Genomic DNA, 23,978 nt, shown 5'->3' on the forward strand with positions numbered 1-23,978 from the left:
CGGGAGATCTCCGCCTGCTGCGGGGTCAGGCCGGCCAGCGACGCGTCCGCGGCGGCACACCCGGTCTCGCCCGCCGCGCGCAGGCCCGCGCGGGCCCGGTCGGACCAGTGCGTCGCGCCCGCCGACTCGAAGACGCGCAGCGCGTCGCGGAACAGGGCGCGCGCGGCGCGGGTCCGGCGGCTGCGGCGGAGGCGATGCGCGTACGTCAGCTGGGTCCTCGCCAGCTCCATCGCCGCGCCGGCCTTGCGGTGCAGGGCGATCGCCGTCTCGAAGTGGTCCTCGGCGTCGGCCAGCATGCCGTGGCACCGGTGGGACAGGGCCAGCCACGCGTCGCTGCCGCCGGCGTGGACCCAGGCGTCGAAGACCCGCAGCGCGCGCCTGGCCCGGTCCGGCTGCCCGACCAGCACCGCGGCCTCGACCAGCTGCGGCGTGGCGAGGACCTGGATCGCCGGCTGGGCGCCGCTGACGCCGGCCGCCATCGCCTCCAGGCGACCCAGCGCGTCGGCCGGGCGGTCGGCGGCGAGGTCGAGGCTGGCGTGTGCCCAGGCCGCGATCGCGCACGGCCGGCCGAGACCCCGGCGCTCGATGCCGGGCGCCGCGGTGTCCAGTGTGGACAGCGCGGTGTCCCGGTCGCCGCGCAGGGCCGCGGACAGGGCCAGCAGGGTCAGGTGCTCGATCCACGTGTTGCGCGCCGCCGCGGCCGCCGCGGCGGCGAGGCCCTCGGCCGACGCCGCCTGCGCGCACCGGTGCCGGTCGAGCACGATCGCCGCCAGGGACAGCTGCACCAGCGCCCACGGCAGCGCCGACTCGCGCCCCGAGCGCCGCGCCCGGCTCACCGCCGCCGACGCGCACTCGTAGGCCTTCTCGCCCCACCCGAGCGCGAACGCCGCCTCCGCCGCCCACACCGCCTCGGCCACCCCGTCCGACGCCTCGCCCAGAGCGACGACCCGGCGCAGCGACCCGGACGCGTCGGCGTAGCGGCCCTCGAACGTGGCCGCGAGGCCGGTGAAGTGCGCCCGCACGAGCGGGGAGGCATCGGCCGGCAGGGCGCGGGCCATCGCCTGGTACCCCGGCAGGTCGCCGCTGAGCCTGCGCGCCTCGCCGGCCAGGAGGAGCGCGCGCCCGGGGTCCGCCAGCCGGGTGGCGGCGGTCGCGAGGTCGTGGGTCGCCACGGCCGGCTCGCCGTCGCGCAGCTCCATCTCCCCGTGCAGCAACGCGAGCTCGCCCTCGTCGGCACCCGCCGCGCGGGACAGCAGCACGCGTGCCCAGCCCGGGCGCCCCGCCTGCCACGCCTGGCGGGCGGCGGCGAGCAGGCGGGACGCCCGGAGTCCACTGTGGATGGTGAGCGCGGCGGAGCGCTCGAGGATCGTCGCGGCGGCCAGGGGGGCGGCATCGACGGAAGCGGCGAACAGCTCGTCGGCCAGCGGCGTGCTCGCCCCGGGCGTGGCCATCGCCCGGTGCCACACCGCCTGCGGACCGGCCAGGACCCCGGCGAGCAGCGCGTGCGCCTCCCGCCGCGCCGGCTCGGCGGCCAGCGCGTACAACGTCGACCGCACCGCCTTGCTCGGCAGCCGCAGGGCCGTGCCGTCCACCCGCAGCAGGTCCGCGAGCTCGTCGACGTCACCGAGCCGCCGCAGCATCGGCAGGTCCACAGTGGACTCCGACACCGCGCACAGCAGCAGCACCAGGGCGGCGGGCGACAGGTCGGCCAACCGGGCGGCGAAGTCCGCGCGACGCGGGCCCTCCGGCAGCTCATCGGGCAGCGGCGCCCGGCCGGCCAGCTGCTCCGGCGTCAGCGAGCCGGCCAGCGCGACCAGGTCCAGCGGGTTGCCCCCGGCCAGGTCGGTGAGCACGGCCCGCAGCCCCACGGGCACGTCGGCGGCGATCCGGTCCCGCAGCAGCCGCTCGCACGCGTCGTCGGGCAGCGGCGCCAGGCTCAGCCGCTCGATCCCGGACAGTCCCTCGGCAAGCCCGGGCCGCGACGCCAGCACCACCGCCACCGCGTGCCCGGCCAGCCGCCGCGCCGCGAAACCCAGTGCCGCCACCGACTCCGGGTCCAGCCACTGCGCGTCGTCCACCCGGCACAGGACCGGCCGCGACGCCGACAGTCGCACCAGCAGCTCGTGCACCTCGCACCGCGGCGACAGCGCCGACCCGCCCATGGCCGCCCGCAACGACGACGCCAGCGCACCCGGGAGGACCGGCGACAGCAGCCGGTGCAACGCGCCACAGGGCAGCGCGCGCTCGGCGCGGATCCCCCGCGCGTCGAGCACGACGAAGCCCTCGAGAGGCAGCGCGGACAGCAGCGCGGTCTTGCCCATCCCCGCCTCGCCGAGTACCACCACACCCGCACCGGAGCCCGACCGCGCCCGGGACAGCACCTCGCGCAGCCGGCGCAGCTCCCCCTCCCGGCCGTGCAGCACCGGCGCGGCCGTCACGACAACCGGCCCCGCAGCTCGCGCTTGAGCACCTTGCCCGCCGCCGAGATCGGGATCGAGTCGACGAGGTAGACGTCCCGAAGCCGCTTGTACGCGACCACCTGCTCGTTCACCGCCGACATCAGGTCCGCCGCGGACACCGCGGGCCCAGACGGCACCACGAACGCCACCGGCAGCTCCCCGACGGACGTGTCCGGCTTGCCGACCACCGCCGCCGCGAGCACCCCGGACTGCGCGGCCAGCAGCTCCTCCAGCTCACGCGGGTACACGTTGTACCCCTTGTACAGCAGCATGTCCTTCATCCGGTCCACGATGGACAGATAGCCGTCGGAGTCGAGGACGCCGATGTCACCGGTGTGCAGCCAGCCGTCGACGAGCACCTCGGCGGTCGCATCGGGACGGTTGTGGTAGCCGAGCATCACCTGCGGGCCGCGGATGCACACCTCGCCCCGCTCCCCCGGCGCCGACGCCCCGTCGATCCGCACCGACGTGTCGAAGACCGGCAGGCCGACCGTCCCGGCCTTGCGCAGGCCCGACCGGTGTGTCGGCCCGACCGTCGCGCCCATCGTGACCTCGGTCAGCCCGTAGCCCTCGCTCACCACGGCGTCCGGCGTCAGCGCGCGCAGCCGGTTGATCATCTCCACCGGCATCGGCGCGGCACCCGAGGAGATGGCCTGCACCGAGGACAGGTCCGTGGTCCCGATGTCCGGGCAGTTCAGCAGCGCGGCGAACAACGCGGGCGCGCCGCCGATGCCGGTGACCCGCAGGCGCTGGGCGTCGGCGAGGTAGCGGACCGGGTCGAGCCGGTCGTGCAGCACGGCCGTGTACCCGGCGAGCACCAGCGCGTTCAGGCCGGCGATCGTGCCCATCGCGTGGAACCACGGCGTCAGGTTGATCGCGACCGCGGTGCCGAGCCGGGTCGGCCACTCCGCCTCGCTGCCGACCTGGTCGAGCACCAGCCCGCCGTACTCGTCGAGCGCGGGCAGCGAGCCCGTGCCCCAGCAGGCGTACTGCAGCGAGTTGGTCACCACGTTGCGGTGCGGCAGCCGCACGCCCTTCGACTCCCCTGTCGTCCCGCCGGTGTAGGCGAGATGCGCCAGCGAACCCAGGTCGACGTCGACGTCCGGTGGCGACGTCGGCCGGCCCGAGCAGATGCCCGGCACCTCGGCGGCGGTCACGGTCAGGACGGCGCCCGCGCCGGCGATCTGCGCGGCCGCGGCCGGCTCCGGCAGCAGCGGGTTGACCGGCACGAACGTGGCGCCGGCGAGCGCGATCCCGTAGTAGGCGACGGGATACTCCAGGCAGTTCGGCATCCGCAGCGCCACCCGGTCCCCCGCGGACACGCCGCCGGCGAGCAGGCCGTGCGCGAACTGGGCGGCCCGGCGGCCGAGCTCTGCGTAGGTCAGCGACTCCTCGCCGCGCGCGAACGCCACCCGGTCGCCGTACCGCCGGGCCGAGCCGGCGAGGATCGAGCCGACCGGAACTTCCGGGTAGGTAAGGGATTCCGGCAGGCCCGGCGGCCAACGCTCCGCGGTGGGAACCGACATCGGGCCTCCTCAGTGAGTGCCCTGTCGATGAAACACGACCGCGATGTGTTTCACAAGAGCTGCTCCCGGGCGGGCACGCGTCCTTCCACGAGGGCGGCGAGCAACGTCGACGCCGCCTCCAGGTCCGGCGCGCGCGAGGCCAGCACGTCGGAGTACAGGAACGCCTCGCCGAGCCGGACTATGGCGTAGCACAGGCTCTCCAGGCTCACCGCCGGCACGAACCCACCCGCGTCGATGTCGGTCTGCAGCAGGTCCACGTGCGCGCGCATGACCCGCGGCTGCACCCGGCCGCGCGGGTCGGTGAGCACCCGGATGGCCACCGTCGGCTCCTCGGCGAGCAGCCTGCGGAACCCCAGGTTGCCGGCGATGTCTGAGCGGTACCGGCGCATCACCGCGAGGCAGCGCAGCTCGCCGTGCCCGTCGCGCACCGCCGACCCGTGCTCGGCCTCCCAGGCCCGCGCCGCGGCCGCCATCGTGCGGTCGGCCATGTACCAGAGGGCGTCGCCCATCAGGTCCTCACGGTTGCCGATCCGGCGGAACAGCGTGCTGCGCGAGATCCCCAGCTCGGCCGCGAACGTCCGGGTGTCCAGCCGGACGCCCCGGCCGATCCAGTGCGCGGCGGTCCGGACGATCTCCTCGGCGGTTGGGCCCACGACCGGAGCGTACGGCCGCGACCGCCCGCGCGCGCCGGCTTCGGCGACCGGACCGGTGATTCCACCGATGCGCACACCGCACCCGGCTTGCCACAGTCGGTTACCGATCGCGTCCGCCCTGCCGCTCTGCCGATTGGAGAACGCTCATCATGCGAAGAGGCGTCAGAATCCTGCCAGCGCTCGCCCTCGCCGTCACGCTCGGCGCGGGGGTGCCGACCGCCGCCCACGGGGCCGGGAACCCGTTCGAGCGAGGCCCCGACCCGACCGAGGCCGGCATCGAGGCGTCGCGCGGCGCGTTCGCGGTGTCCGAGACGACCGTGTCCCGGGCCGCTGTCAGCGGTTTCGGCGGCGGCACCATCTACTACCCGACCAGCACCGCCGAGGGCACGTTCGGCGCGGTCGCCATCTCGCCGGGCTACACCGCCACCCAGTCGAGCATCTCCTGGATCGGCCCGCGGCTCGCCTCGCAGGGCTTCGTGGTGATCATCATCGACACGCTGACGATCTACGACCAGCCCGGCAGCCGCGGCGACCAGCTGCGCGCGGCGCTGTCGTACCTGACCAGCACCAGCCCGGTGGGTAGCCGGATCGACCCGTCGCGGCTCGCGGTGGCCGGTCACTCGATGGGCGGCGGCGGCTCGCTGGAGGCCGCGAACGACCAGCCGTCGCTGCAGGCCGCGGTGCCGATCGCGCCGTGGCACACGACCAAGGCGTGGCCGGGGGTGCGCGTGCCGACGTTCGTCATCGGCGGCGAGAGCGACACGGTCGCGCCGGTGTCCTCGCACGCGATCCCGTTCTACGAGTCGATCCCGGCCTCGTCGGAGAAGGCGTACCTGGAGCTCGACAACGCGAGCCACTTCTTCCCGCAGACCCCGAACACGACGATGGCGAAGTACCTGATCTCGTGGCTCAAGCGCTTCGTCGACGACGACACCCGCTACGAGCAGTTCCTGTGCCCGGCCCCTGACGACCTGGCGATCTCGCAGTACAGGGACACGTGCCCGCACTCCTGACCCACCTGCTCCACCTCGGGTCCGCCTCGACCCGATCGCCTTCCGCGCCGAAGTTCTTCGCTCCGGATGTCGAGACACGGTGGGCGCCTCCGACTTGTTCGCGTGCGGCGCCCACCGGAGAGGCGTCCCGGTTCGAGGAGCTCCAGCCATGCGAAAGATCATCTACTGGGTGCACGTGTCGCTCGACGGTCACATCAGCGGGCCGAACGGCGAGTTCGACTGGCCGGTGTTCGGCCCGGAGCTGGCCCGGTACTCCCACGAGGAGAACGACCGGGTCGACACGTTCCTCTACGGCCGGGCCGTGTGGGACCTGATGTCGAGCTACTGGCCGACCGCGGACGAGAACACCACCGAGGAGCACGCGCGCTACTTCGCCCCGATCTGGCGCGCCACGCCGAAGGTCGTGTTCTCGAAGACGCTGACACACGCGGACTGGAACACCCGGGTGATCAGCGACGACTTGGAGACCGCGGTGAAGGCGCTGAAGTCCGAGCCCGGCAAGGACATGCAGCTGACCGGGGGCGCCGGGGTGGCGGCGGCGCTGGCCGAGCTCGACCTGATCGACGAGTACCAGGTGGTGGTGCATCCGGTGGTGCTGGGTGGGGGCAAGCAGCTGTTCCCGCTGGTGCCGCGGTTCACCCTGGAGCTCGTGGAGACCCGCGTGTTCGACGGGCAGACGGTGCTGATGCGCCACGTGCGGTCGCGGTAGCCCGGTGCTCCGGCTCGGCCATCGTGTGGTGGCCGGGCTTGGCCTCCGGCCCTCGGATCCAGCCTACGGACCCGCACCGACAGTTCCGGCCGTTGTCGAGCGAGCCTGTGAACAGCCGGCGGCGACCGACCCGGGATCGCCTAAGGTGCGTCTGTCGTTGGGAGGCGTCCATGTCGGGGAGCGGGACCCGGCCCGTGGGGTTGCTCATCGGGTCGCTGGTCGGCACCGTGTTCGGGCTGGTGTTCGTGGTCGTCAACAGTGCCGAGCTGCCGGGGGCCTGGCCGCTCGGCGTCCGCGTCGGCGGGGTGGTCGTCGCGGCGGTGCTGCTGGCCGGGATCCTGCGCGCGGGCCGGCTGAGCCGCGGCGAGGAGGCCGGCGACCACCGCGGGTTCGTCGACCGGCGGTACTGGAACATCGTCGGCATCGAGGCGGTCGCGCTGGTCGCCGGGCTGTTCGTGATCAACCAGGTGCTCCACCGGCCGTCGGTGGCGGTCGCGTGGATCGCGGTGGTGGTCGGGGTGCACTTCGTCGGGCTGGGCAAGCTCTGGCACCTCGGCCAGTTCTTCACCCTGGGCCTCGTGATGACCGCGCTCGGCCTCGTCGGGTTCGTGCTCGGCGGGCTGCAGGTCTCCGCAGGCGCGATCGGCCTGGTCGCCGGGGTCGGCTCCGGGGTCGCGCTGTTCGTGACCGTCGCGGTCTCCCTCGCCCGCGCCGGGCGCACGCCGGCCGGCTCGCCGGCAGGCTGATCAGCTGGAATTTGTTTACCGGACACCTTGAGGTCTGGTGAATATCCGACGACGACGGTTTACTCATTCCCGTGCACAGACCGTCGCGCCCCCTCGCCAGCGTGCTCGCCACCGCTGCGCTGACCGCCGCCCTGGTCGTGTCGAGCCCGTTCACGGCGCTCGCCGACGACAACGCCAGCACCAGTGACCACGCCCAGTACCCGGGCGACGACTTCCTCGCGACCCGCACGGCGAAGGCCGCCGCGGAGCCCCGCATGGAGACCACCGAGCGGGAGCGCCCGGTCGCCCCGGGCGTCGCCCTGCGCTCCTTCGACCGCTACGGCCCCGACGGCTACACCGGCACGCCGACCTGGCTGCAGGGCGACAGCCTGGCCGTGGACCTGACCAAGGGCACCACCGTCGACTACCTGTTCCCCGGCCAGGTCGCGAAGGGCGAGCCGCTGTCCACCCAGGCCAACAGGGCGCACGCGGTGGCCGCGGTCAACGGCGACTTCTTCGACATCAACAACTCGACGGCCCCGCTGGGCGTCGGCGTCCAGGACGGCGAGCTGGTGCAGTCGCCGGACGTGGAGCAGACGTGGCGCCGCTCGTCGGCGATCTTCACGCCGGACGGGCTGGGCTCGATCGGCGAGGTGTTCTTCCAGGGCACGGTCGACACACCCGGCCCTGACCTGCCGCTCGCCGGGGTCAACAAGCCGAATCTCACATCTGGCGGCATCGAGGCGTTTACTTCTGTGTGGGGTTCATATTGCCGCTGCCGCGCCACCCAGGGCGCGTCCGCGGTCACCGAGGTCGAAGTACGCGACAACACCGTCACCGCCGTGCGCACGCAGGCCGGCGACGGCACGATTCCCGACGGCACGATGATGCTGGTCGGCCGGGACGGAGGTGCGAGCGCGCTCGCCGCGTTACAGGTCGGCGATCCGGTGCGGATCGACTACCAGGCGCGCACCGCGGCGGGGCAACGGATCCACGCCGCGCTCAACGGCCGCCAGCTGCTCGTCGTCGACGGCGTGGCGCAGAAGGCCAGCCAGGGCAACAACGTCCCGGCCGCGCCGCGCACCGCGCTCGGCTTCTCGAAGGACGGCAAGCGGATGTTCCTGCTCACCGCGGACGGCCGGCAGTCGGCGTTCGCGGAGGGCCTGGGCCTCGACGAGCTCGCCGCGATGATGGTCGACCTCGGCGCCTACAGCGCGGTGAACCTCGACGGCGGCGGCTCGACCACGATCGTCGCGCGCGAGCCCGGCTCGGCCACCACCCAGGTGGAGAACCGGCCGTCGGACGGCGGGGAGCGGCCGGTGCCCAACGGGCTCGCGCTGTTCGCGCCGAAGGGCAGCGGCAAGCTGCGCGGCTTCTGGGTGGAGCCGGCGCTGGACCCCGACCGCGCGTCCGGCTCGTCGACCGTCGAGCCGGCGCACCCGGAGCGGGTGTTCAGCGGGCTCACCCGCAGGCTCACCGCGGCCGGCTACGACGAGACCTACGGGCCGGCGACCGGGAAGCCGCGCTGGTCGAGCGAGCCGCGGCACGGCACGGTCGGCGACGACGGGCTCTTCCGCGGCCGGCAGCCGGGCGAGACGACGGTGACCGCGGCCGACCGGGGTGTGCGCGGGTCGGTCGACCTGACCGTGCTGGGCCGGGTGTCCACTGTGGAGTCCACCCAGGAGCAGATCGCGTTGGGCGGGCAGGGCGGGACGGCCACGTTCGGCGTGGTCGGCGCGGACCGGGACGGCTACCGCGCGCCGGTCGAGGCGGCCGACGTGCGCCTGTCCTACGACCGGGACCTGCTCACGGTCACCGCGGGCGCGAACGGCATGTTCACCGTCACCGCGAACCGGCCGAGCGGGTCGGCGCTGGTCACGATCGAGGTCGACGGCGTGCGCTCGGTGCTGCCGGTGACGGTCGGGCTCGAGGAGCAGGTGGTGGCCGACTTCGCCGACCCGGCGGGCTGGCAGTTCTTCGGCGAGCGGGCCACTGGCGCGATCGCCCCGGCGCAGGGCCACGACGGCCCGGGCCTGCGGCTGACCTACGACTTCACCCAGAGCACCGGCACCCGCACCGGCGGCGCGCTCGCGCCGTCCGGGCTGCGGATCCCGGGCCAGCCCAAGGCGTTGCGGCTGTGGGTCGACTCGACCGGCAAGGGCGAGTGGGCGAGCCTGCAGGCATGGGACGGCAACGGGCAGCTGCTGCCCGCGTTCCGCGCCGGCTACCTCACCGGCACCGGGTGGCGCCAGCTGGAGTTCGCGGTGCCGGCGGGCACCACGTACCCGTTGACGCTGCGCCGGTTCTACGCCGCGGAGACCGACCCGGCCAAGAGCTACCAGGGCGACCTGGTGATCGACCAGCTCACCGCGCTCGTGCCGCCGTCGCTCGACGTGCCGCCGAAGCCGGTGGCCGCCGACCCGGTGATCGTGCGCGACGGCGGCGTGGCGGGGGCGCCGTGGCGGTTCGCGGTCATGTCCGACGCGCAGTTCGTCGGGCGCGACCCGGACAGCGCGATCGTGGCCAACGCGCGCCGCACGCTGCGGGAGATCCGCGCGGCGCGGCCGGACTTCCTGGTGATCAACGGCGACCTCGTGGACGAGGCGTCGCCGGCGGACTTCGCGCTGGCCAAGCGGATCCTCGACGAGGAGCTGGGCGGGCAGCTGCCGTACCACTACGTGCCGGGCAACCACGAGCGGGCCGACAACAGCCTGGCGAACTACGCGGCGGTGTTCGGCGACACGCAGCAGACGTTCGACCACCGCGGCACCCGGTTCGTCACGATGGACACGTCGGCGCTGTCCTACCGCGGCGGCGACTGGCACCAGCTGGGCCGGCTGCGCGCGGAGCTCGACCGGGCGGCCGCCGACCGGTCGGTGTGCTCCGTGGTGCTGCTGCAGCACGTGCCGCCGCGCGACCCGACGCCGGCGCGGGCGAGCGAGCTGAACGACCGCAAGGAGGCGGCGACGATCACCGCGTGGCTCGCGGACTTCCGGGACCGCACCGGCAAGCAGGCGGCGTTCATCGGCGCCCATGTCGGCACGTTCCACGCGTCGCATGTGGACGGTGTGCCGTACTTCGTCAACGGCAACTCCGGCAAGACCCCGTCCACCGCGCCGGGCGACGGCGGGTTCACCGGCTGGTCACTGTGGGGCGTGGGCGCCCGCTCGTTCGCCGCGGAGGTGCGCCCGCACGTGGACACGCTGTCCGTGTCGGCACCCGCGTCGCTGCCGGTCGGACAGTCCACCGTGGTCACCGCGGCGCTGACCCAGCGCACCCGGGTGGTGCCCGTGGCCTACCCGGTGTCAGCCGGCTGGTCCGCGTCCCCGTCCGTCCACATCGGAGCCTCGGGAGGCTCGCACCGGGACGTGGCGCGGTTCGACCCGGCGACGGGCCGGCTGACCGCGTTGCGCCCCGGGACGATCACCCTGGCGGTGTCGGTCAACGGTGTCCAGCAGCGGGTGACCATCGAGCTGGTGGCCGCCGCGCGGGGTGCGGCGTGATCAGCTGGGCGGGGTGCCGAACCGGGCGATCTACCATGAGCTGCGTGTGCGGCCAGGAGTACGAGTGATCTCGTAGCAGACTGGCCCGATGGACGGGCAGAACATCGCGGTCGGCTGGCCGCTCGCCGGGGTGCTGATCCTGCTGACGGTCGGCGGCGCGCTGGTGGTGCGGCTGGGCCGGATCGACGCGTGGCAACCGGTGGTCACCGCGGCGGTCCGGGCCGCGGTCCAGCTGGCGGCCGTGTCGCTGCTGATCACGGCGGTGCTGGCGTCGGGCTGGCTGACGACGGGCTTCGTGCTGCTGATGTACACGATCGCGGCCTTCACCGCCGCCGGCCGCATCGCCCGAGCCGCCGCCGGCGGGGACGGGTGGAGCGTCGTCCGCCCGCGACGCGACAGTGGCGCGACCGCCGCCGGTAGACCTGGCCGGTCCGGCAACGGGCGTCCCGGCCCGGCCGGCGAACCCGGCGGTTCCAGCGGCGGCCGACGCCCCGCCACCGTCCGCGAACCCCTCGGCGACCCGCGCCCCGCCACCGTCGGCGAACCCCTCGGCGACCCACGCCCCGCCACCGTCGGCGAGCCCGGCGGCGGCCCGCGTCCAGGGGAGCCCAGCGAGCCGGGCAGTGGCCGGGGTTCGGGCAAGGCTCCCGGGCGGCACTTCGGTGCGGGGCGGCTCGCCGCCTGGTCGGCCGGGTTCGATGCGCGGCTGCGGATGGCACCCCTCTCCGCTGTCGCGATCGCCGCCGGGGTGGTGCCGGTGCTCGCGCTCCTGCTGGGCACCGGGATGGTGCTCGCGCAGCCCGTGGTGATCATCCCGATCGCCGGCATCTACATCGGCGGCGCGATGACCGCCACGTCGATCGCCGGGCGCCGGGCGTATGACGAGCTGCGGGCGCGGCACGGCGAGTACGAGGCGGCACTCGCGCTGGGCCTGCTCCCCCGCGACGCGGCGCTGCTGATCATCCGGCCCACCGCCAACCAGGCGCTGGTGCCGGTGCTGGACCAGACGCGGACGGTCGGGCTGGTGACGTTGCCGGGCGCGTTCGTGGGCGTGCTGCTCGGCGGCGGCGACCCGCTGCAGGCCGGTGTCATCCAGATCGTGGTGCTGATCGCGCTGCTCACCATCGAGGCGATCGCCGTCCTCGTGACCGTCGAGCTCATCGCGCACCGAGCTTGATTGGTCCAGACCTTGTGGAGCCATGCTGGTCTAGACCACACTTCTCCTACGGAGGTGGGATTTTCACGGGGACCCTGCTAAGGCTGCGCGAGGAGACCGATGTCCACGATGCGAAGACGCCTACCGGTGCTACTGGTGGCGATCGCCACGATGATCCTTGGCCTGAGTGTGGTGCCGGCGACCGCCGCGCCCGGGCTGACCGCGACCTTCACGAAGGTGTCCGACTGGGGCACCGGGTTCGAGGGCAAGGTCACCGTCAACAACGCGTCGAGCAGCACGCTCAACGGCTGGACCATCGAGTTCGACCTGCCGGCCGGCTACTCGATCACCAGCTCCTGGGACGCGCAGCGCACCAGTTCGGGCCAGCACCACACGTTCCTCAACCCGACCTGGGCCCCGACCCTGGCCGCCGGCGCCAGCACGACGTTCGGCTTCAACGGCAGCCCCGGCAACTTCGCGGGCATCCTCAACTGCCGCTTCAACGGCGACCCCTGCGACGGCAGCGGGGGCGGCACCCCAGGCGCGCCGACGACCCCGGGCTCACCCCGCGTGACCGGGACGACGAACTCGGCGATCTCGTTGGCGTGGAACGCATCCGGCGGCACCGTGACCGGCTACCGGGTGTACGAGGGCTCGACCGTTCGCGCGACCGTGACGGGCACGAGCACCACGATCGGGAGCCTCGCCGCCTGCACCACGCACAGCTACACGGTGGCCGCCTACAACTCCGTGGGCGAGTCGGCCCGCAGCGCGGCGGTCACCGGCACGACGACCGGCTGCACCCAGCCCCCGGCCGGCGGCCGGGGCGCGCCGTACCTGTACCTGGGCTGGGGAAATCCACCGGCCCCGCAGACGGTGATGTCCGCGACCGGGGTCCGCTGGTTCACCCTCGCGTTCGTGCTCTCCGGCGGCGGCTGCACGCCGTCGTGGGACTCGAACCGCCCGCTGCAGGGCGGCGTGGACGCGCAGACGATCGCGGCGATCCGGTCCGCGGGCGGTGACGTGGTGCCGTCGTTCGGCGGGTGGAGCGGCAACAAGCTCGGCCCGAACTGCTCGACGCCGGAGGCCCTTGCCGGGGCGTACCAGCAGGTGATCAACGCCTACGGCCTGAAGGCGATCGACATCGACATCGAGAACACCGACGAGTTCGAGAACACGACCGTCCAGGACCGCATCCTGAACGCGCTGAAGATCGTCAAGCAGAACAACCCCGGCATTCAGACGATCGTCACGTTCGGCACGACGACCACCGGCCCGAACTACTACGGCAACCGGCTGATCGACCAGGCCAAGGCGCTGGGCGCGAACATCGACGTGTTCACGATCATGCCGTTCGACTTCGGCAGCGCGAACATCTACACCGACACGGTCAACGCGTCGGAGGGCCTGAAGAACAAGCTGAAGGCCGCGTTCGGCTGGTCGGACGCGACGGCGTACCAGCACATGGGCATCTCCGGCATGAACGGCCTGTCCGACCAGCAGGAGATGACCAGCACGGCGACCTGGACGCAGATCCGGGACTGGGCCAAGGCGCGCGGTCTCGCGAGGCTCGCGTTCTGGTCGGTGAACCGCGACCGTGGCTGCCCGGGCGGCGGCGTGGTGTCCAACTGCAGCGGGATCGCCCAGCCGGACTGGGAGTTCTCGCGCATCACCGCGGGGTTCTGATCGTCTCGGAGCCCTGAGTCGAGGGTCGGTGGGGCAGTCCCGCGCGCGGGACTGCCCCACCGGCGCTCTCGGCCCAGGCCGAATCGGCGACCGGCGACACCGACAAGGCACAACCCGATCGGGCCACCCGCCACCCGATCGACATACCGTCCACTGAGGACGGTATGCAGCGCGGCGCATCCTTCCGTCTCAACGGCTGCGCCACACTCTATTGACAAAATGTATTTTTACGTACAAAGATGTTCTCTCATGAGAGACGTTCTCTACCTGGACGACATCGAGCAGGCCGAGGCACTGCTCAAGCCGGCGCGCGTCGAGGTCCTGCGCAAGCTCGCCGAGCCGCGATCGTGCACCGAGGTCGCCGCCGAGCTCGACCAGACCCCGCAACGGGTCTACTACCACGTGAAACGCCTGGTCGACGCCGGTCTCGTGCGCCAGGTCGCCGAGCGCCGGGTGCGCGGCATCCACGAAGGCCTCTACCAGGCCACCGCCCACGCCTACTGGCTGTCCCCACGCCTCGTCGGGCGCATCGGGACCCGCCGGACGCGGGACCAGCTCAGCCTCGGCCACCTGCTCGACCTGATGGAGGAGGTGCAGGGCGACGTGGCCGCGCTCGACCGGACGGCGGGCTCCGGCCTCGCCGACGACCTGCCCTCGATCGGGGTGTCCGGCGAGATCCGGGTCGCCCCGCAGCGTCGCCAGGAGTTCCTCGACGACCTCCGCGACACCCTCCAGGACCTGTTCGCCCGCTACGGGGGCGACGAGGGCGACGCCTTCCGGCTCGCGCTCGCCTGCTACCCGACCTACCCGAAGGAGACGCCATGACCACCCCACTCCGCCTGCGCGCGCGGGTCGACGCGCCGCTCACCGCTGTCCGCCGTGCGTTGACCGACGCGGAGGCGCTGCGCACGTGGCTCGCCGAGCACGCCGAGGTCGACCTGCCGCACCGCTACGCGTTCTGGGGCCGCCACACCCCCGACGGCGCCGAGCCGAACCAGCGCCTGCTGCACGTCGACGACCGGACCCTGCGTCTGGAGTGGACGATCGAAGGCCAGGCCACCACCACGGAGATCACGGTGGCGCCGGAAAGCACGGATGCCACGCTCATCGAGGTGACGCAGAGCCACGTGCCGGACCACGCGGTGGCCGTCCAGGAAGGGGGCCTCGCCGTGCTCGTCACGTTCTGGTCGCTGGCCGTCGCCAACCTCATCGCCTACCTCGAGGGCCGCGAGCAGACGCCGAAGTGCGACTTCACCTCCCGCGAGCTGCACGCGCACATCGACCTCCCCGCCTCGCCCGAGGAGGTCTACGAGTCGCTGATGGACCCGGCGATCTTCCAGCGGTGGGCCGGCGCGCGGATCGACGTCGAGCGGCACGTCGGCGGGCGCTGGGCCATGGGCGGGTTCGACAACGTCGACCAGCCCGCCAGGATCGTCGAGCTCGACCCGGCGCACAAGGTCACCATGGAGTGGCCGGACATGGTCACCACCTGGGAGCTCGAGGGCTCCGCGGGCAAGACCCGGCTCACGTTCGTGCACAGCGGCTTCGACGGCGAGCCGCCCTACGCCGGCTGGGTCGGCTGGCTCGGCGGCATGGCCGAGCTCCGCCGGTTCCACGAGGTCCCGAACTGGCGGTCGATGTGGCTGGGGGTCGAGATGCCCGGCATCCCCGACGGCGTCATCACGATCGGCTGAGCGAGATGACCACCACCGTCCAGACCCGGGCGGGGCGGGGCGAACACATCGGCCTCGCCGTGCTCGCCCTGCCCACGATCCTCGTGGCGCTGGACCTCAGCGTCCTGTACCTGGCCCTGCCGCACGTCGCGGCGGACCTCGGCGCCAGCGGCGTGCAGCAGCTGTGGATCACCGACATCTACGGGTTCCTGGTGGCCGGCCTGCTGGTCACGATGGGCACGCTGGGCGACCGGATCGGCCGGCGCCGGCTGCTGATGATCGGCGCGGCGTGCTTCACGGTCGCCTCGATCCTCGCCGCCTACTCCACCAGCCCCGCGCTGCTCATCGCCTCCAGGGCGCTGCTCGGCGTCGCCGGGTCCACCATGGTGCCCTCGACGATGGCGCTCATCGGCGTCATGTTCACCGACCCGCGCCAGCACGCGCGGGCGATCACCGTCTGGATGTGCTGCTTCATGGGCGGCGCCGCGCTCGGCCCGGTGGTCGGCGGCGTGTTGCTGGAGCACTTCTGGTGGGGCTCGGTGTTCCTCATGGGCGTGCCGGTGATGCTGCTGCTGCTCGTGCTCGGCCCGCGGGCGCTGCCCGAGCAGCGGGACCCGGCCGCCGGCCGGCTCGACCTGCCCAGCGTCGGACTGTCGCTGGCCGCGGTCCTGCCGTTCGTCTACGGGTTGAAGTCTTTGTCCCGCAACGGTTTCGACGTGTTCGCGGCGTTGGCGGTGCTGGTGGGCACCGGCTGCGCGGTGGCGTTCGTCAGGCGGCAGCGGCGGCTCGCGTCACCGCTGCTGGACCTGCGGCTGTTCGGCAACCGCACGTTCTCCACGGCGCTCACGATGACCGTGTTCGCCGGGCTGATCGCGGCCAACCAGCTGTTCGTGTCGATGTACCTGCAGTCGGTCGTCGGCCTCTCGCCCGCGGCCGCCGGGCTGTGGCTGCTGCCGTCCACAGTGGCCATGGTGGTCTCGATGCAGTTCGGGCCGATGCTCGCCCGGCTGATGCCCGTGCCGGTGGTGATCGCCGGCGGGCTCGTGGTGTCGGCCGTCGGTTTCCTCACCCTCACCCAGGTGTCCGGCGGCGGGCTGACGACGCTGGTCGCCGGGCTGGTCGTGGCCAACCTCGGGCTCGGGCCGATGGCCGGGCTGTGCACGGTGCTCGCGATGCAGTCCGCGCCGCCGGAGCGGGCCGGGTCGGCCGGTGCGCTGGCGTCGACCGCCGGCGAGCTGGGGCTCGCGATGGGCGTGGCGGTGATCGGCATGATCGGCACCGCGCTGTACTCCGGCGGGGTCGCGGTGCCGGCCGGGGTGCCCGCGGCGGCCGCCGACACCGCGCGGGAGAGCGTCACCGGCGCGCTGGCCGTCGCCGAGTCTCTGTCCCCTGTGGACGGTGAGCGGCTGGTGGGCAGCGCGTTCGACGCGATCACCGCCAGCATGCACGCGAGCGCGGCGATCTGCGCGGGGCTCGTGCTCCTCGCCGGCGCGCTGACGGTGTTCGGCCTGCGGGGTCAGCGGTGACCTTCGGGCTCGCGGTGTGGTCGGGCGCGGCCTGGCTGGCCGAGGCGGTGTCCTGGATGGACGACCGGCTCGCGGCGGCCGGGACCGCGCGCACCGGCGAGGTGCGCCGGTCGCGGCTGCGGGCGTGGGGCACCGTGCTCACCGCGCCGACCACCCGCGGCCCGGTGTGGCTCAAGGCTCCCGGGCCGGAGACGGCGTTCGAGGCCGCCCTGTACGAGCTGCTGGACGGCGTCGTACCCGGCCGGGTGCTGACGCCGATCGCGGTCGACGTCGCGCGTGGCTGGCTGCTGCTGCCCGACGGCGGGCCGACCCTGGCCGACCGCGCGGACCCGGTCGACGGCCTCGTGGAGATCCTGCCGCGGTACGGCCGGCTCAGCAGGCAACCCTGCGGGCTGCGCTACTCCCGGGCCGCTGGTTCCGAAACTTTCGGAGCGGCGGCTACGCAGCTTTGCGTAGGTCCGAAGCCCGCGCTCGGCCGACGACACCGCGCCGTCGCGCGCGGAGGCTGGAGCCATGAACAGCAGCAAGGTCGAGGCCACGGCACTTCTCGTCGCCGTCGTGGGGATCATCGTGCAGATCGTCAGCGGGGTGCCCGGATACCCGGTGGTGCCGCCCGGGCCGATCATCCTGGGCGTGGCCGCGGTCGCCGTGCTCGTGTGGCGCTGGCAGTGGGCGCCGATCGTCCTCGCGGCCGCCCCACTGTTCGTCCTCGTCGGCGGGCTCATCGAGGGGTCGAGCTTCGACCGGCTGGCCGACCCCGCGAACTTCGGGCCGTTCCTCGGCACCGCACTGCAGGGGGTGGGGCTGGTCGTCGCGGTGGCGGCCGGCGTCGCCGCGTCCGTCCGCCCACATGCGACAGTCCACTAAGGAGGCGTCAGGCCCGCGCGCACGCCCAGCACCACGAGCTGCGCGCGGGACCGCGCACCCAGCTTCACCATGGCCCGGCTGACGTGCGTGCGCACGGTGGCCGGGCTCAGCACCAGCTCCGCCGCGATCTCGTCGTTGGTGGCGCCGGTGGTGACCCACCCGACCATCTCCCGCTCCCGCTCGGTGAGCTCGTCGAGCCCCGGCACCGGCGCCGCGGCCGGGGCGACGGTGCGGGCGAACATCGACACGACCCGCCTGGTGACCGACGGCGACAGCAACGCCTCCCCCGCGGCCACCACCCGGATCGCGCGCACCAGCTCGCCCGGCGCGGCGTCCTTGAGGACGAACCCGCTCGCCCCGGCCCGCAGCGCCTCGAACACGTACTCGTCGATCTCGAACGTGGTGACGACGATGACCCGGACCGCGTCCAACGGCAGGCGGCGCAACGTCTCCAGGCCGTCCATGCCCGGCATCTTGATGTCCAGCAGCAGCACGTCCGGCCGCTGCGCCGCGACCAGCGCCAGCGCCTCCGCGCCGCTCGTCGCCTCACCGACCAGCTCGAGGTCCGGCTCGCGCGAGACCAGCACGCGCAGGCCCATCCGGACCAGCTCGTGGTCGTCGGCCAGTGCCACGCGGATCATCGCGAACCCCCTGGCAGCCGGGCGAGCACCTCGAACCCGCCGCCCTCGCGCGGGCCGGTGGCCAGCGAGCCGCCGACCGCCTCGACCCGTCGGCGCATCCCGGCCAGGCCCCGGCCCACCGGTCCCGCCGTGCCGCGTCCCCGGTCGGCGACCCGCACCACGATGTCGGCGTCGTCGCGGGTGACCCGCACCTCGGCGCGGGTGGGGCCGGCGTGGCGCAGCACGTTGGTGAGCGACTCCTGCACCACCCGGAAGGCCACCAGGTCGACGTCCCCACGCGACCCCACCGCCGCCAACTCCAGGTCCACCGGCAGCCCGCCGGCGCGCACCCGCTCGACGAGCTCCGGCACACCGGCGAGGCCGGTCCGGTCCTGCGTCACCGCGTCCAGCATGCCGCGCAGGCCGGCGAGCGACTCGGTGCTGGCCGCCTTGATCGCCTCGAGCGACGCGCGCGCCTGGTCGGGCTGCTCGTCGAACACCAGCAGCGCGACACCGGCCTGCATGGCGACGACCGCGAACCCGTGCCCGGCGACGTCGTGCACCTCGCCGGCGATCCGCATCCGCTCCTCGATGGCGGCCCGCGCCACCAGATCCCGCCGCTCCCGCTCGCGTGCGACCCGGCGGGTGAACAGCAGCGTGCCGAGCGACCACGGCAGCACGATCCAGCCCGTCCACGCGAGGGCCAGCAGCGCGGGCGAGGAGGGGTGCAGCGCTGGCGAGGAGGCGTCCGGCGCCACCCGGACCAGCAGCGTGACCGACGCGACGACGGCGGCGATCCCGCACAGCGGCAGGGAGATCCGCAGCGGGCGCAGCCGGGCGACCTCGAACATCGCGATGACCATGCACAGCTGCACCGGCCCGTACGGGTACCCGGCGAGGAGGTACGCGCCGACCGCGGCCAGCGCGCCCGCGAGCGCCCACACCGGCGCGGCACGGCGAAGTCCCAGCGTCGCCGCGGCCGCCAGCACGATCAGCGCGATGCCGAGCGCGTCGAGGGTGCGGACGTGCCCGGTCTGCACCGCCTGCGCCAGGAAGGTGCCCCCGACCAGGCCGGCCGCGAGCCCGGCGGCGAGCAGGCCGTCGAGCCGGCTCACCGCAGGATCCGCTCGACCGCCGCGTCGACGAGGGCGCCGGCGTCGGGGAACAGGTCCGGCAGAGTCAGCCGCTCGACGACGAGCCAGTTCATGGCGAGGTACAGCAGGATCACCGTGGTGGCGTCGCCCGGCAGCCCGGCCCGCTCGTGCGCGGCGACGTTGGCCGCGACGTCCGCGCGGATGGTGTCCGTCAGCTTCGCGCGCAGCTCCGGCCGGCGGGTGGCCTCGAGCCGGAGCTCGAGCATCGCCAGGTAGCCCTCGCGGTAGCCGGCGACGTGGTCGACGAGGTGGCGCAGCCGCGGGGTCGGGTCGGCGCCGGCGGGGACGGTGGCCGCGCCCAGCCGCTCGAAGATGCGCCCGCCGAGCTGGGCGAACAGGTCGTCGCGGTTGGCGAAGTAGTTGGACGCGGTGCCGGCCGGGACCTCGGCCCTCCTGTCGACCGCGCGGAAGGTGAGGCCGCGGGCGCCGACGTCGGCGAGCACGTCGATGGCCGCGTCGACCAGGGCCGTCCGCCGAACCGGGTTGCGTCGCACGGCCCGACCATATCACTACGTTCGTAGCACTACAGGTGGAGTTCAATGCGGGTTGCTGACCCGGTTGACCTACCGGCATCCTGACCCACGGTCTTAACGCCGGATGGCTTGCCCGCGGCCCGGGCAGCACCGACAGTGGAGGCATGACGTCATCGGTGCCGCTCGTCGACCTCGCGCCGTGGTTCGTGGGTGACGACGCGGATCGGGTGGAGGTGGCCGCGCGGGTCGACGACGCTCTCCGCGAGTCGGGGTTCCTGCTGGTCACCGGGCACGGGGTGCCCGTGGACGTGCGGTCGGAGGTCCGCGAGCTGGCCCGGCGCTTCTTCGCGCTGCCGGAGGAGACGAAGGAGGGCTACCGGGTCACCGTCGGCGGGCGCGGGTGGCTGCCGCCCGGCGCGGAGGCCAACGCCTACGCCGAGGGCACGGAGACGCCGCCGGACCTCAAGGAGTCCTACTCGCTCGGCGCGGACCAGCCCATCGGGGTGCCGGCGATCGACCGCGAGTGGTTCCGGCCCAACGTGTGGCCCGCGCAGGTCCCGTCGCTGAAGCAGGCCGCGGAGTCCTATATGGACCGGATGCGCGCGCTGTCGGACGAGCTGCTGATCATCTTCGCGACCGCGCTCGGGCTCGCGCCGGGGCATTTCACCGCGCACACCGGCAACCCCACGTACACGTTCAACATCAACTGGTACCCGCCGCTGGCCAACGTCGGGCCGGCCGAGGACGGACAGTTCCGGATCGGCCCGCACACCGACTTCGGCACGGTCACCGTGCTGGACCGGGAGACCGGCCTCGGTGGCCTGCAGGTGTACACATCGGACGGCCGGTGGGTGGACGCGCCGTTCGAGCCGGGCGCGCTGACGGTGAACATCGGCGACCTGATGGCCCGCTGGACCGGCGACCGCTGGCGCTCCACCCGGCACCGCGTGCTCGCGCCGCCGCCGAGCGCGCCGGAGGAGGAGCTGATCTCGCTGATCTGGTTCTACGAGACCGATCCGCTCGCGAAGATCGCCTCGCTGCCGCCGCCGATCGGCGTGCGCGAGCACCCCGAGGTGATCGCGCACGAGTACCTGATGGAGAAACTGAACGCGATCACCGTGGGCTGACCGCTACAACGTCGTCGTGATCCGTGCGGCGGTCGCCGCCGACCTGCCCGGGCCGCGCGAGGTCGAGCGCGCCGCCGGCGAGATGTTCCGCGCACGTGAGGCGGCCAAGGGGCTTGGACGCGTGGCCACGCGTGGTGATGGTGCGGCGCTTAGGGTTGGGCGCATGAGCTGCCGGATCACCGAGTTGGTCATCGACTGTGCGGACGCGGAGCGGCTGGCCGCCTTCTGGTCGTCGGTGCTGGGCTATGTGGAGACCGGCCGCGAGGACGACGACATCGAGATCGGGCCGCCCGGCGTCGGGTTCGGCGGGCCGCAGCCGACGCTGGTGTTCACCCCGGTTCCGGAGCCGAAGCGGGACAAGCTGCGGCTCCACCTCGACGTCTCCGCGACCGACCGTTCCCAGTCCGCCGAGCTCCAACGTCTGCTGGGCCTGGGGGCCACGACGGTCGACGTCGGGCAGACCGGCGCGGAGTCGTGGCACGTGCTCGCCGATCCTGAGGGGAACGAGTTCTGCCTCCTCAGCCAGCGGGTCTCGCCCGTCTAGGGCGCTTCGTCCGCTCGCTCCTGGGCTCACGCGTTCGTCATGCCGCCTCGTCCCACACGCGGGTCAGGGCCTCCGCGAAAACCTCCACCGGCTGGGCGCCCGACACCAGGTATCTCCCCTCCAGCACGAACGCGGGCACTCCGCGCACGCCCAGTCTCCGCGCCAACGCCTCGTCCTCGCGGACCTCCTCGGTGAAGTCCGTGCCCGACAGCAAGGCCGCCGCGGACTCCTCGGGGACGCCCGCGGCCCTCGACAGGGTCAGCAGGACCTCGCGGTCGGACAGGTCCGCGGCCTCCGACGTGTACGCGTGCATCAGGCTCTCGCGGAGGGGGTCGCCGGCCTCGACGGTGTCCGCCAGGTGCATCAGGCGGTGCAGGGTGAACGTGTTCACCGGGCGGGCGTCCGCCAGTCGATAGGACAGCCCGTCGGCGGCGGCGAGCGCCGTCACGCGGCCCAGGGCCTCCTCGACCTGCTCGTCCGACAGGCCCATCTTCTGCCTCAGCTGGTCGGGGACCAGCACGTCACTGCGGGCTGGCGTGGTCGGGTCCAGCTCGAAGCTTCGCCACCGGACCCGGACCGCCGCGCGGTGGGGGAACTCCGCCAGGGCCTTCTCGAAGCGGCGCTTGCCCAGGTAGCACCAGGGGCACACCACATCCGACCATACGTCGACCGCGATCTCGTTCGTCACGTTCAGGTCAACCCACCGACGTGCCCGCGGATTCCTCCGCCGACAGCCTGCGCAGCGGGCGGACCGCCGGGCCCTGCAGCACCGAGCCGTCCACCGCGAACCTCGAACCGTGGCACGGGCAGTCCCAGCTGCGCTCGGCATTGTTGAACGCCACCAGGCACCCGAGGTGCGTGCACCGCGCGGACACGCACATCAGCTCGCCCGCCGTGGACCGGTAGGCCGCCACCATCGTCGCGCCGGCGCGGGTCACCACACCCTCGTCCGGGGACAACTCCGCCAGGTCCGTCGACACCAGCGCGCGCAGGTGGTCACCGGCCAGGTGCTTGGCCACCGTCAGGTTGTCACTGGCCAGCGACGGGACCGCGTGCAGCGACAGGCGGTTCGGGTCGTACAGGTCCGCGAGCTCGTTCGGGCGCTCCAACACGAGATCGCGCAGCAGCAGGCCCGCCGCGGTGCCGCCGGTCATCCCCCACTGGCCGAAGCCCGTGGCGACCCAGAGGTTCCGGCTCCCCGGGTGGTACCGGCCGACGTACGGCACACCGTCCACAGTGGACATGTCATGCGCGGACCAGCGGTACCGCAGGTCCGTGAGCCCGAGGTGCTCGCGGGCCCACTCGGCCAGCCGGACGTACCGGGCCCGCACGTCGACACTGTCCCCGACCCGGTAGTGCTCGCCGCCGACGACGAGCATCGGCTCGCCGCTGGCGCTCGCCAGACGTACCGAGTGGTGCGTGTCGGCGTCGAGGTACATGCCCGACAGCGCCAGGCCAGTGGGGAGCGGGCCGGCGACGACGAGGTCCCGCACCGGATCCAGGCGGGCGAAGAACAGGCCACGGTCCAGGAAGGGATAGTGCGTCGCCACGACCACCTGGTTCGCCCGCAGCACCCCGGCCGTCGTCCGCACGACCGCCGGCCGGCCGGAGCGCACGCCCGTGGCCCGCACGCCCTCGATGATCCGGCCACCCAGCGCCTCGAACCGCTCCGCCAGCCCGAGGAGCCACCGCCGGGGGTGGAACCGGGCCTGGTCGGCGAACCGCACCGCGCCCGCGACCGGCAGCGGCAGGTCAACCGAGTCCGTGTAGGACGCCGGCAGGCCCGCGGCCCGCGCGGCGTCGGCCTCCGCGCGCAGCGTGTCGCGGCGGGCGGGGTCGGTCGTGTAGACGTAGCCGGCCGAGCGCTCGAGCTCGCAGTCGATGCCCAGCGACCGCGCGGTCGCGGCCACCCAGTTGAGGGCCGCCAGCTGGTGCGCACCGTAGGCGGCCGCGTCGGCGAGGGACTTCTGCTCGCTCAGCCGCCGGTAGATCAAACCGTGCTGGGCCGTGAGCTTCGCGGTGGTGTGCCCGGACACCCCGCCGCCGACCGTCGACGCCTCCAGCACCAGCACCGGCCGGCCCGCCTCGGCCAGCAGGTACGCGGTGGTCAGCCCGGCGATCCCGGCGCCGATGACGACGACGTCCGCCTCGGTCGGTAACGACCCGCTCGACCTGTCCGGCGCGGGCGTGGTGTCGATCCACAACGAGCGGAACTCGGGCAACTCTGCCATGGCACCTGGATTGCCCGGCCCGCGCGCGTCGAAACCGCCCCTCATACGAGGTCACGCGGAAAGGTGAGGTCCCAGTTCCGCGACGTCACGCGCCGCTCACCCGCGAACGCGTCCAGCCGGGCATGCAGCGCGAACTCCGTCCTCGTACAGGTGAGCACCTGGTAGGTGACGGTCCGGACCGCCCAGTCGCCGCGAGCGAACGTCATCGTCCAGCTCGTCTCGCCGCGCACCGACTCGACGTCGTCCGCGGTCCAGCTGTAGCGCTCGAGCACCCGCTTGCCGATCTCCATGCCGTGGTCCTCGAACCGGATCGTGCCGGTGTCCTTCACGACG

19 protein-coding genes and 3 pseudogenes are annotated in these 23,978 nt (G+C 73.4%); 13 read left to right on the top strand and 9 right to left on the bottom strand.

Annotation, left to right across the window (positions count from 1 at the left end):
- The 3 genes from VGD70_RS13045 to VGD70_RS13055 form a co-directional block, all read right to left on the bottom strand.
- Window positions 1-2,438, bottom strand: a 2,438-nt coding sequence (locus VGD70_RS13045) for an AAA family ATPase (RefSeq protein ID WP_331081479.1), incomplete at its 3' end; no start/stop codon positions are given.
- Entirely contained in the window at window positions 2,435-3,985 is a 1,551-nt protein-coding gene (locus VGD70_RS13050) for a class I adenylate-forming enzyme family protein (RefSeq protein ID WP_331081481.1), read from the bottom strand. The genes VGD70_RS13045 and VGD70_RS13050, both read right to left, overlap by 4 nt.
- Before the next feature lie 50 nt (window positions 3,986-4,035).
- Window positions 4,036-4,638, bottom strand: a complete 603-nt coding sequence (locus tag VGD70_RS13055) for a QsdR family transcriptional regulator (RefSeq protein WP_331081483.1) — start codon at window positions 4,636-4,638, stop codon at window positions 4,036-4,038.
- Between the two features lie 149 nt (window positions 4,639-4,787).
- Between VGD70_RS13055 and VGD70_RS13060 the strand changes: the two genes are divergently transcribed.
- The 11 genes and pseudogenes from VGD70_RS13060 to VGD70_RS13110 all read left to right on the top strand — a co-directional run bounded on the left by VGD70_RS13060 (window position 4,788) and on the right by VGD70_RS13110 (window position 17,496).
- A complete protein-coding gene (locus tag VGD70_RS13060; RefSeq protein ID WP_331081485.1) occupies window positions 4,788-5,651 on the top strand; it encodes an alpha/beta hydrolase in 864 nt (287 codons plus the stop codon).
- 148 nt (window positions 5,652-5,799) lie between these two features.
- Window positions 5,800-6,360, top strand: a complete 561-nt coding sequence (locus VGD70_RS13065) for a dihydrofolate reductase family protein (RefSeq protein ID WP_331081487.1) — start codon at window positions 5,800-5,802, stop codon at window positions 6,358-6,360.
- 170 nt (window positions 6,361-6,530) lie between these two features.
- Window positions 6,531-7,106 (top strand): hypothetical protein, encoded by a 576-nt coding sequence (locus VGD70_RS13070; protein ID WP_331081490.1) that lies wholly within the window; start codon window positions 6,531-6,533, stop codon window positions 7,104-7,106.
- Between the two features lie 71 nt (window positions 7,107-7,177).
- Entirely contained in the window at window positions 7,178-10,588 is a 3,411-nt protein-coding gene (locus VGD70_RS13075) for a phosphodiester glycosidase family protein (protein ID WP_331081492.1), read from the top strand.
- Between the two features lie 88 nt (window positions 10,589-10,676).
- Window positions 10,677-10,931: pseudogene (locus tag VGD70_RS13080) on the top strand (ABC transporter permease); the annotation flags it as partial.
- Between the two features lie 375 nt (window positions 10,932-11,306).
- Window positions 11,307-11,765, top strand: a pseudogene (locus tag VGD70_RS13085) (ABC transporter permease); the annotation flags it as partial.
- Window positions 11,766-11,873: 108 nt separating this feature from the next.
- The gene (locus tag VGD70_RS13090) at window positions 11,874-13,430 is read left to right on the top strand and encodes a cellulose binding domain-containing protein (RefSeq protein ID WP_331081511.1); all 1,557 of its coding nucleotides are present in this window, start codon (window positions 11,874-11,876) and stop codon (window positions 13,428-13,430) included.
- Window positions 13,431-13,679: 249 nt separating this feature from the next.
- Entirely contained in the window at window positions 13,680-14,255 is a 576-nt protein-coding gene (locus tag VGD70_RS13095) for a helix-turn-helix domain-containing protein (RefSeq protein WP_331081494.1), read from the top strand.
- The gene (locus VGD70_RS13100) at window positions 14,252-15,124 is read left to right on the top strand and encodes an SRPBCC family protein (RefSeq protein ID WP_331081495.1); all 873 of its coding nucleotides are present in this window, start codon (window positions 14,252-14,254) and stop codon (window positions 15,122-15,124) included. Before VGD70_RS13095 ends, VGD70_RS13100 begins: the two co-directional genes overlap by 4 nt.
- Before the next feature lie 5 nt (window positions 15,125-15,129).
- Window positions 15,130-16,629 carry an MFS transporter gene (locus VGD70_RS13105; protein WP_331081496.1) on the top strand — a complete coding sequence of 500 codons (1,500 nt, stop codon included), beginning with the start codon at window positions 15,130-15,132 and terminating at the stop codon, window positions 16,627-16,629.
- Between the two features lie 513 nt (window positions 16,630-17,142).
- On the top strand, window positions 17,143-17,496 hold the full coding sequence (locus VGD70_RS13110; RefSeq protein WP_331081498.1) for a hypothetical protein: 354 nt from the start codon (window positions 17,143-17,145) through the stop codon (window positions 17,494-17,496).
- Here the strand turns inward: VGD70_RS13110 and VGD70_RS13115 are convergent.
- The 3 genes from VGD70_RS13115 to VGD70_RS13125 are packed head-to-tail and all read right to left on the bottom strand — an operon-like array spanning window position 17,493 to window position 19,764.
- The gene (locus VGD70_RS13115) at window positions 17,493-18,137 is read right to left on the bottom strand and encodes a response regulator transcription factor (RefSeq protein ID WP_331081500.1); all 645 of its coding nucleotides are present in this window, start codon (window positions 18,135-18,137) and stop codon (window positions 17,493-17,495) included. The two genes, VGD70_RS13110 and VGD70_RS13115, sit on opposite strands and share 4 nt — an antisense overlap.
- Window positions 18,134-19,231 carry a sensor histidine kinase gene (locus VGD70_RS13120; RefSeq protein WP_331081502.1) on the bottom strand — a complete coding sequence of 366 codons (1,098 nt, stop codon included), beginning with the start codon at window positions 19,229-19,231 and terminating at the stop codon, window positions 18,134-18,136. The genes VGD70_RS13115 and VGD70_RS13120 overlap by 4 nt, the downstream gene beginning before the upstream one ends.
- Window positions 19,228-19,764, bottom strand: a complete 537-nt coding sequence (locus tag VGD70_RS13125) for a TetR/AcrR family transcriptional regulator (protein ID WP_331081504.1) — start codon at window positions 19,762-19,764, stop codon at window positions 19,228-19,230. Before VGD70_RS13125 ends, VGD70_RS13120 begins: the two co-directional genes overlap by 4 nt.
- Before the next feature lie 143 nt (window positions 19,765-19,907).
- Here VGD70_RS13125 and VGD70_RS13130 point away from each other — a divergent pair, with 143 nt between their 5' ends.
- Together VGD70_RS13130 and VGD70_RS13135 are read left to right on the top strand one after the other, a co-directional pair.
- Window positions 19,908-20,870 (top strand): isopenicillin N synthase family dioxygenase, encoded by a 963-nt coding sequence (locus VGD70_RS13130; RefSeq protein WP_331081506.1) that lies wholly within the window; start codon window positions 19,908-19,910, stop codon window positions 20,868-20,870.
- A gap of 163 nt (window positions 20,871-21,033) precedes the next feature.
- On the top strand, window positions 21,034-21,414 hold the full coding sequence (locus tag VGD70_RS13135) for a VOC family protein (RefSeq protein ID WP_331081513.1): 381 nt from the start codon (window positions 21,034-21,036) through the stop codon (window positions 21,412-21,414).
- 37 nt (window positions 21,415-21,451) lie between these two features.
- Here VGD70_RS13135 and VGD70_RS13140 read toward each other — a convergent pair whose 3' ends face one another.
- From VGD70_RS13140 to VGD70_RS13150, 3 genes and pseudogenes are all read right to left on the bottom strand, one after another.
- The gene (locus VGD70_RS13140) at window positions 21,452-22,102 is read right to left on the bottom strand and encodes a DsbA family oxidoreductase (RefSeq protein ID WP_331081508.1); all 651 of its coding nucleotides are present in this window, start codon (window positions 22,100-22,102) and stop codon (window positions 21,452-21,454) included.
- Between the two features lie 7 nt (window positions 22,103-22,109).
- On the bottom strand, window positions 22,110-23,645 hold the full coding sequence (locus tag VGD70_RS13145) for an FAD-dependent oxidoreductase (RefSeq protein WP_331081509.1): 1,536 nt from the start codon (window positions 23,643-23,645) through the stop codon (window positions 22,110-22,112).
- Between the two features lie 41 nt (window positions 23,646-23,686).
- Window positions 23,687-23,978: pseudogene (locus VGD70_RS13150) on the bottom strand (peptidase S15); the annotation flags it as partial.

This window comes from Actinophytocola sp. (genome assembly GCF_036402745.1).
Classification (GTDB): domain Bacteria; phylum Actinomycetota; class Actinomycetes; order Mycobacteriales; family Pseudonocardiaceae; genus Actinophytocola.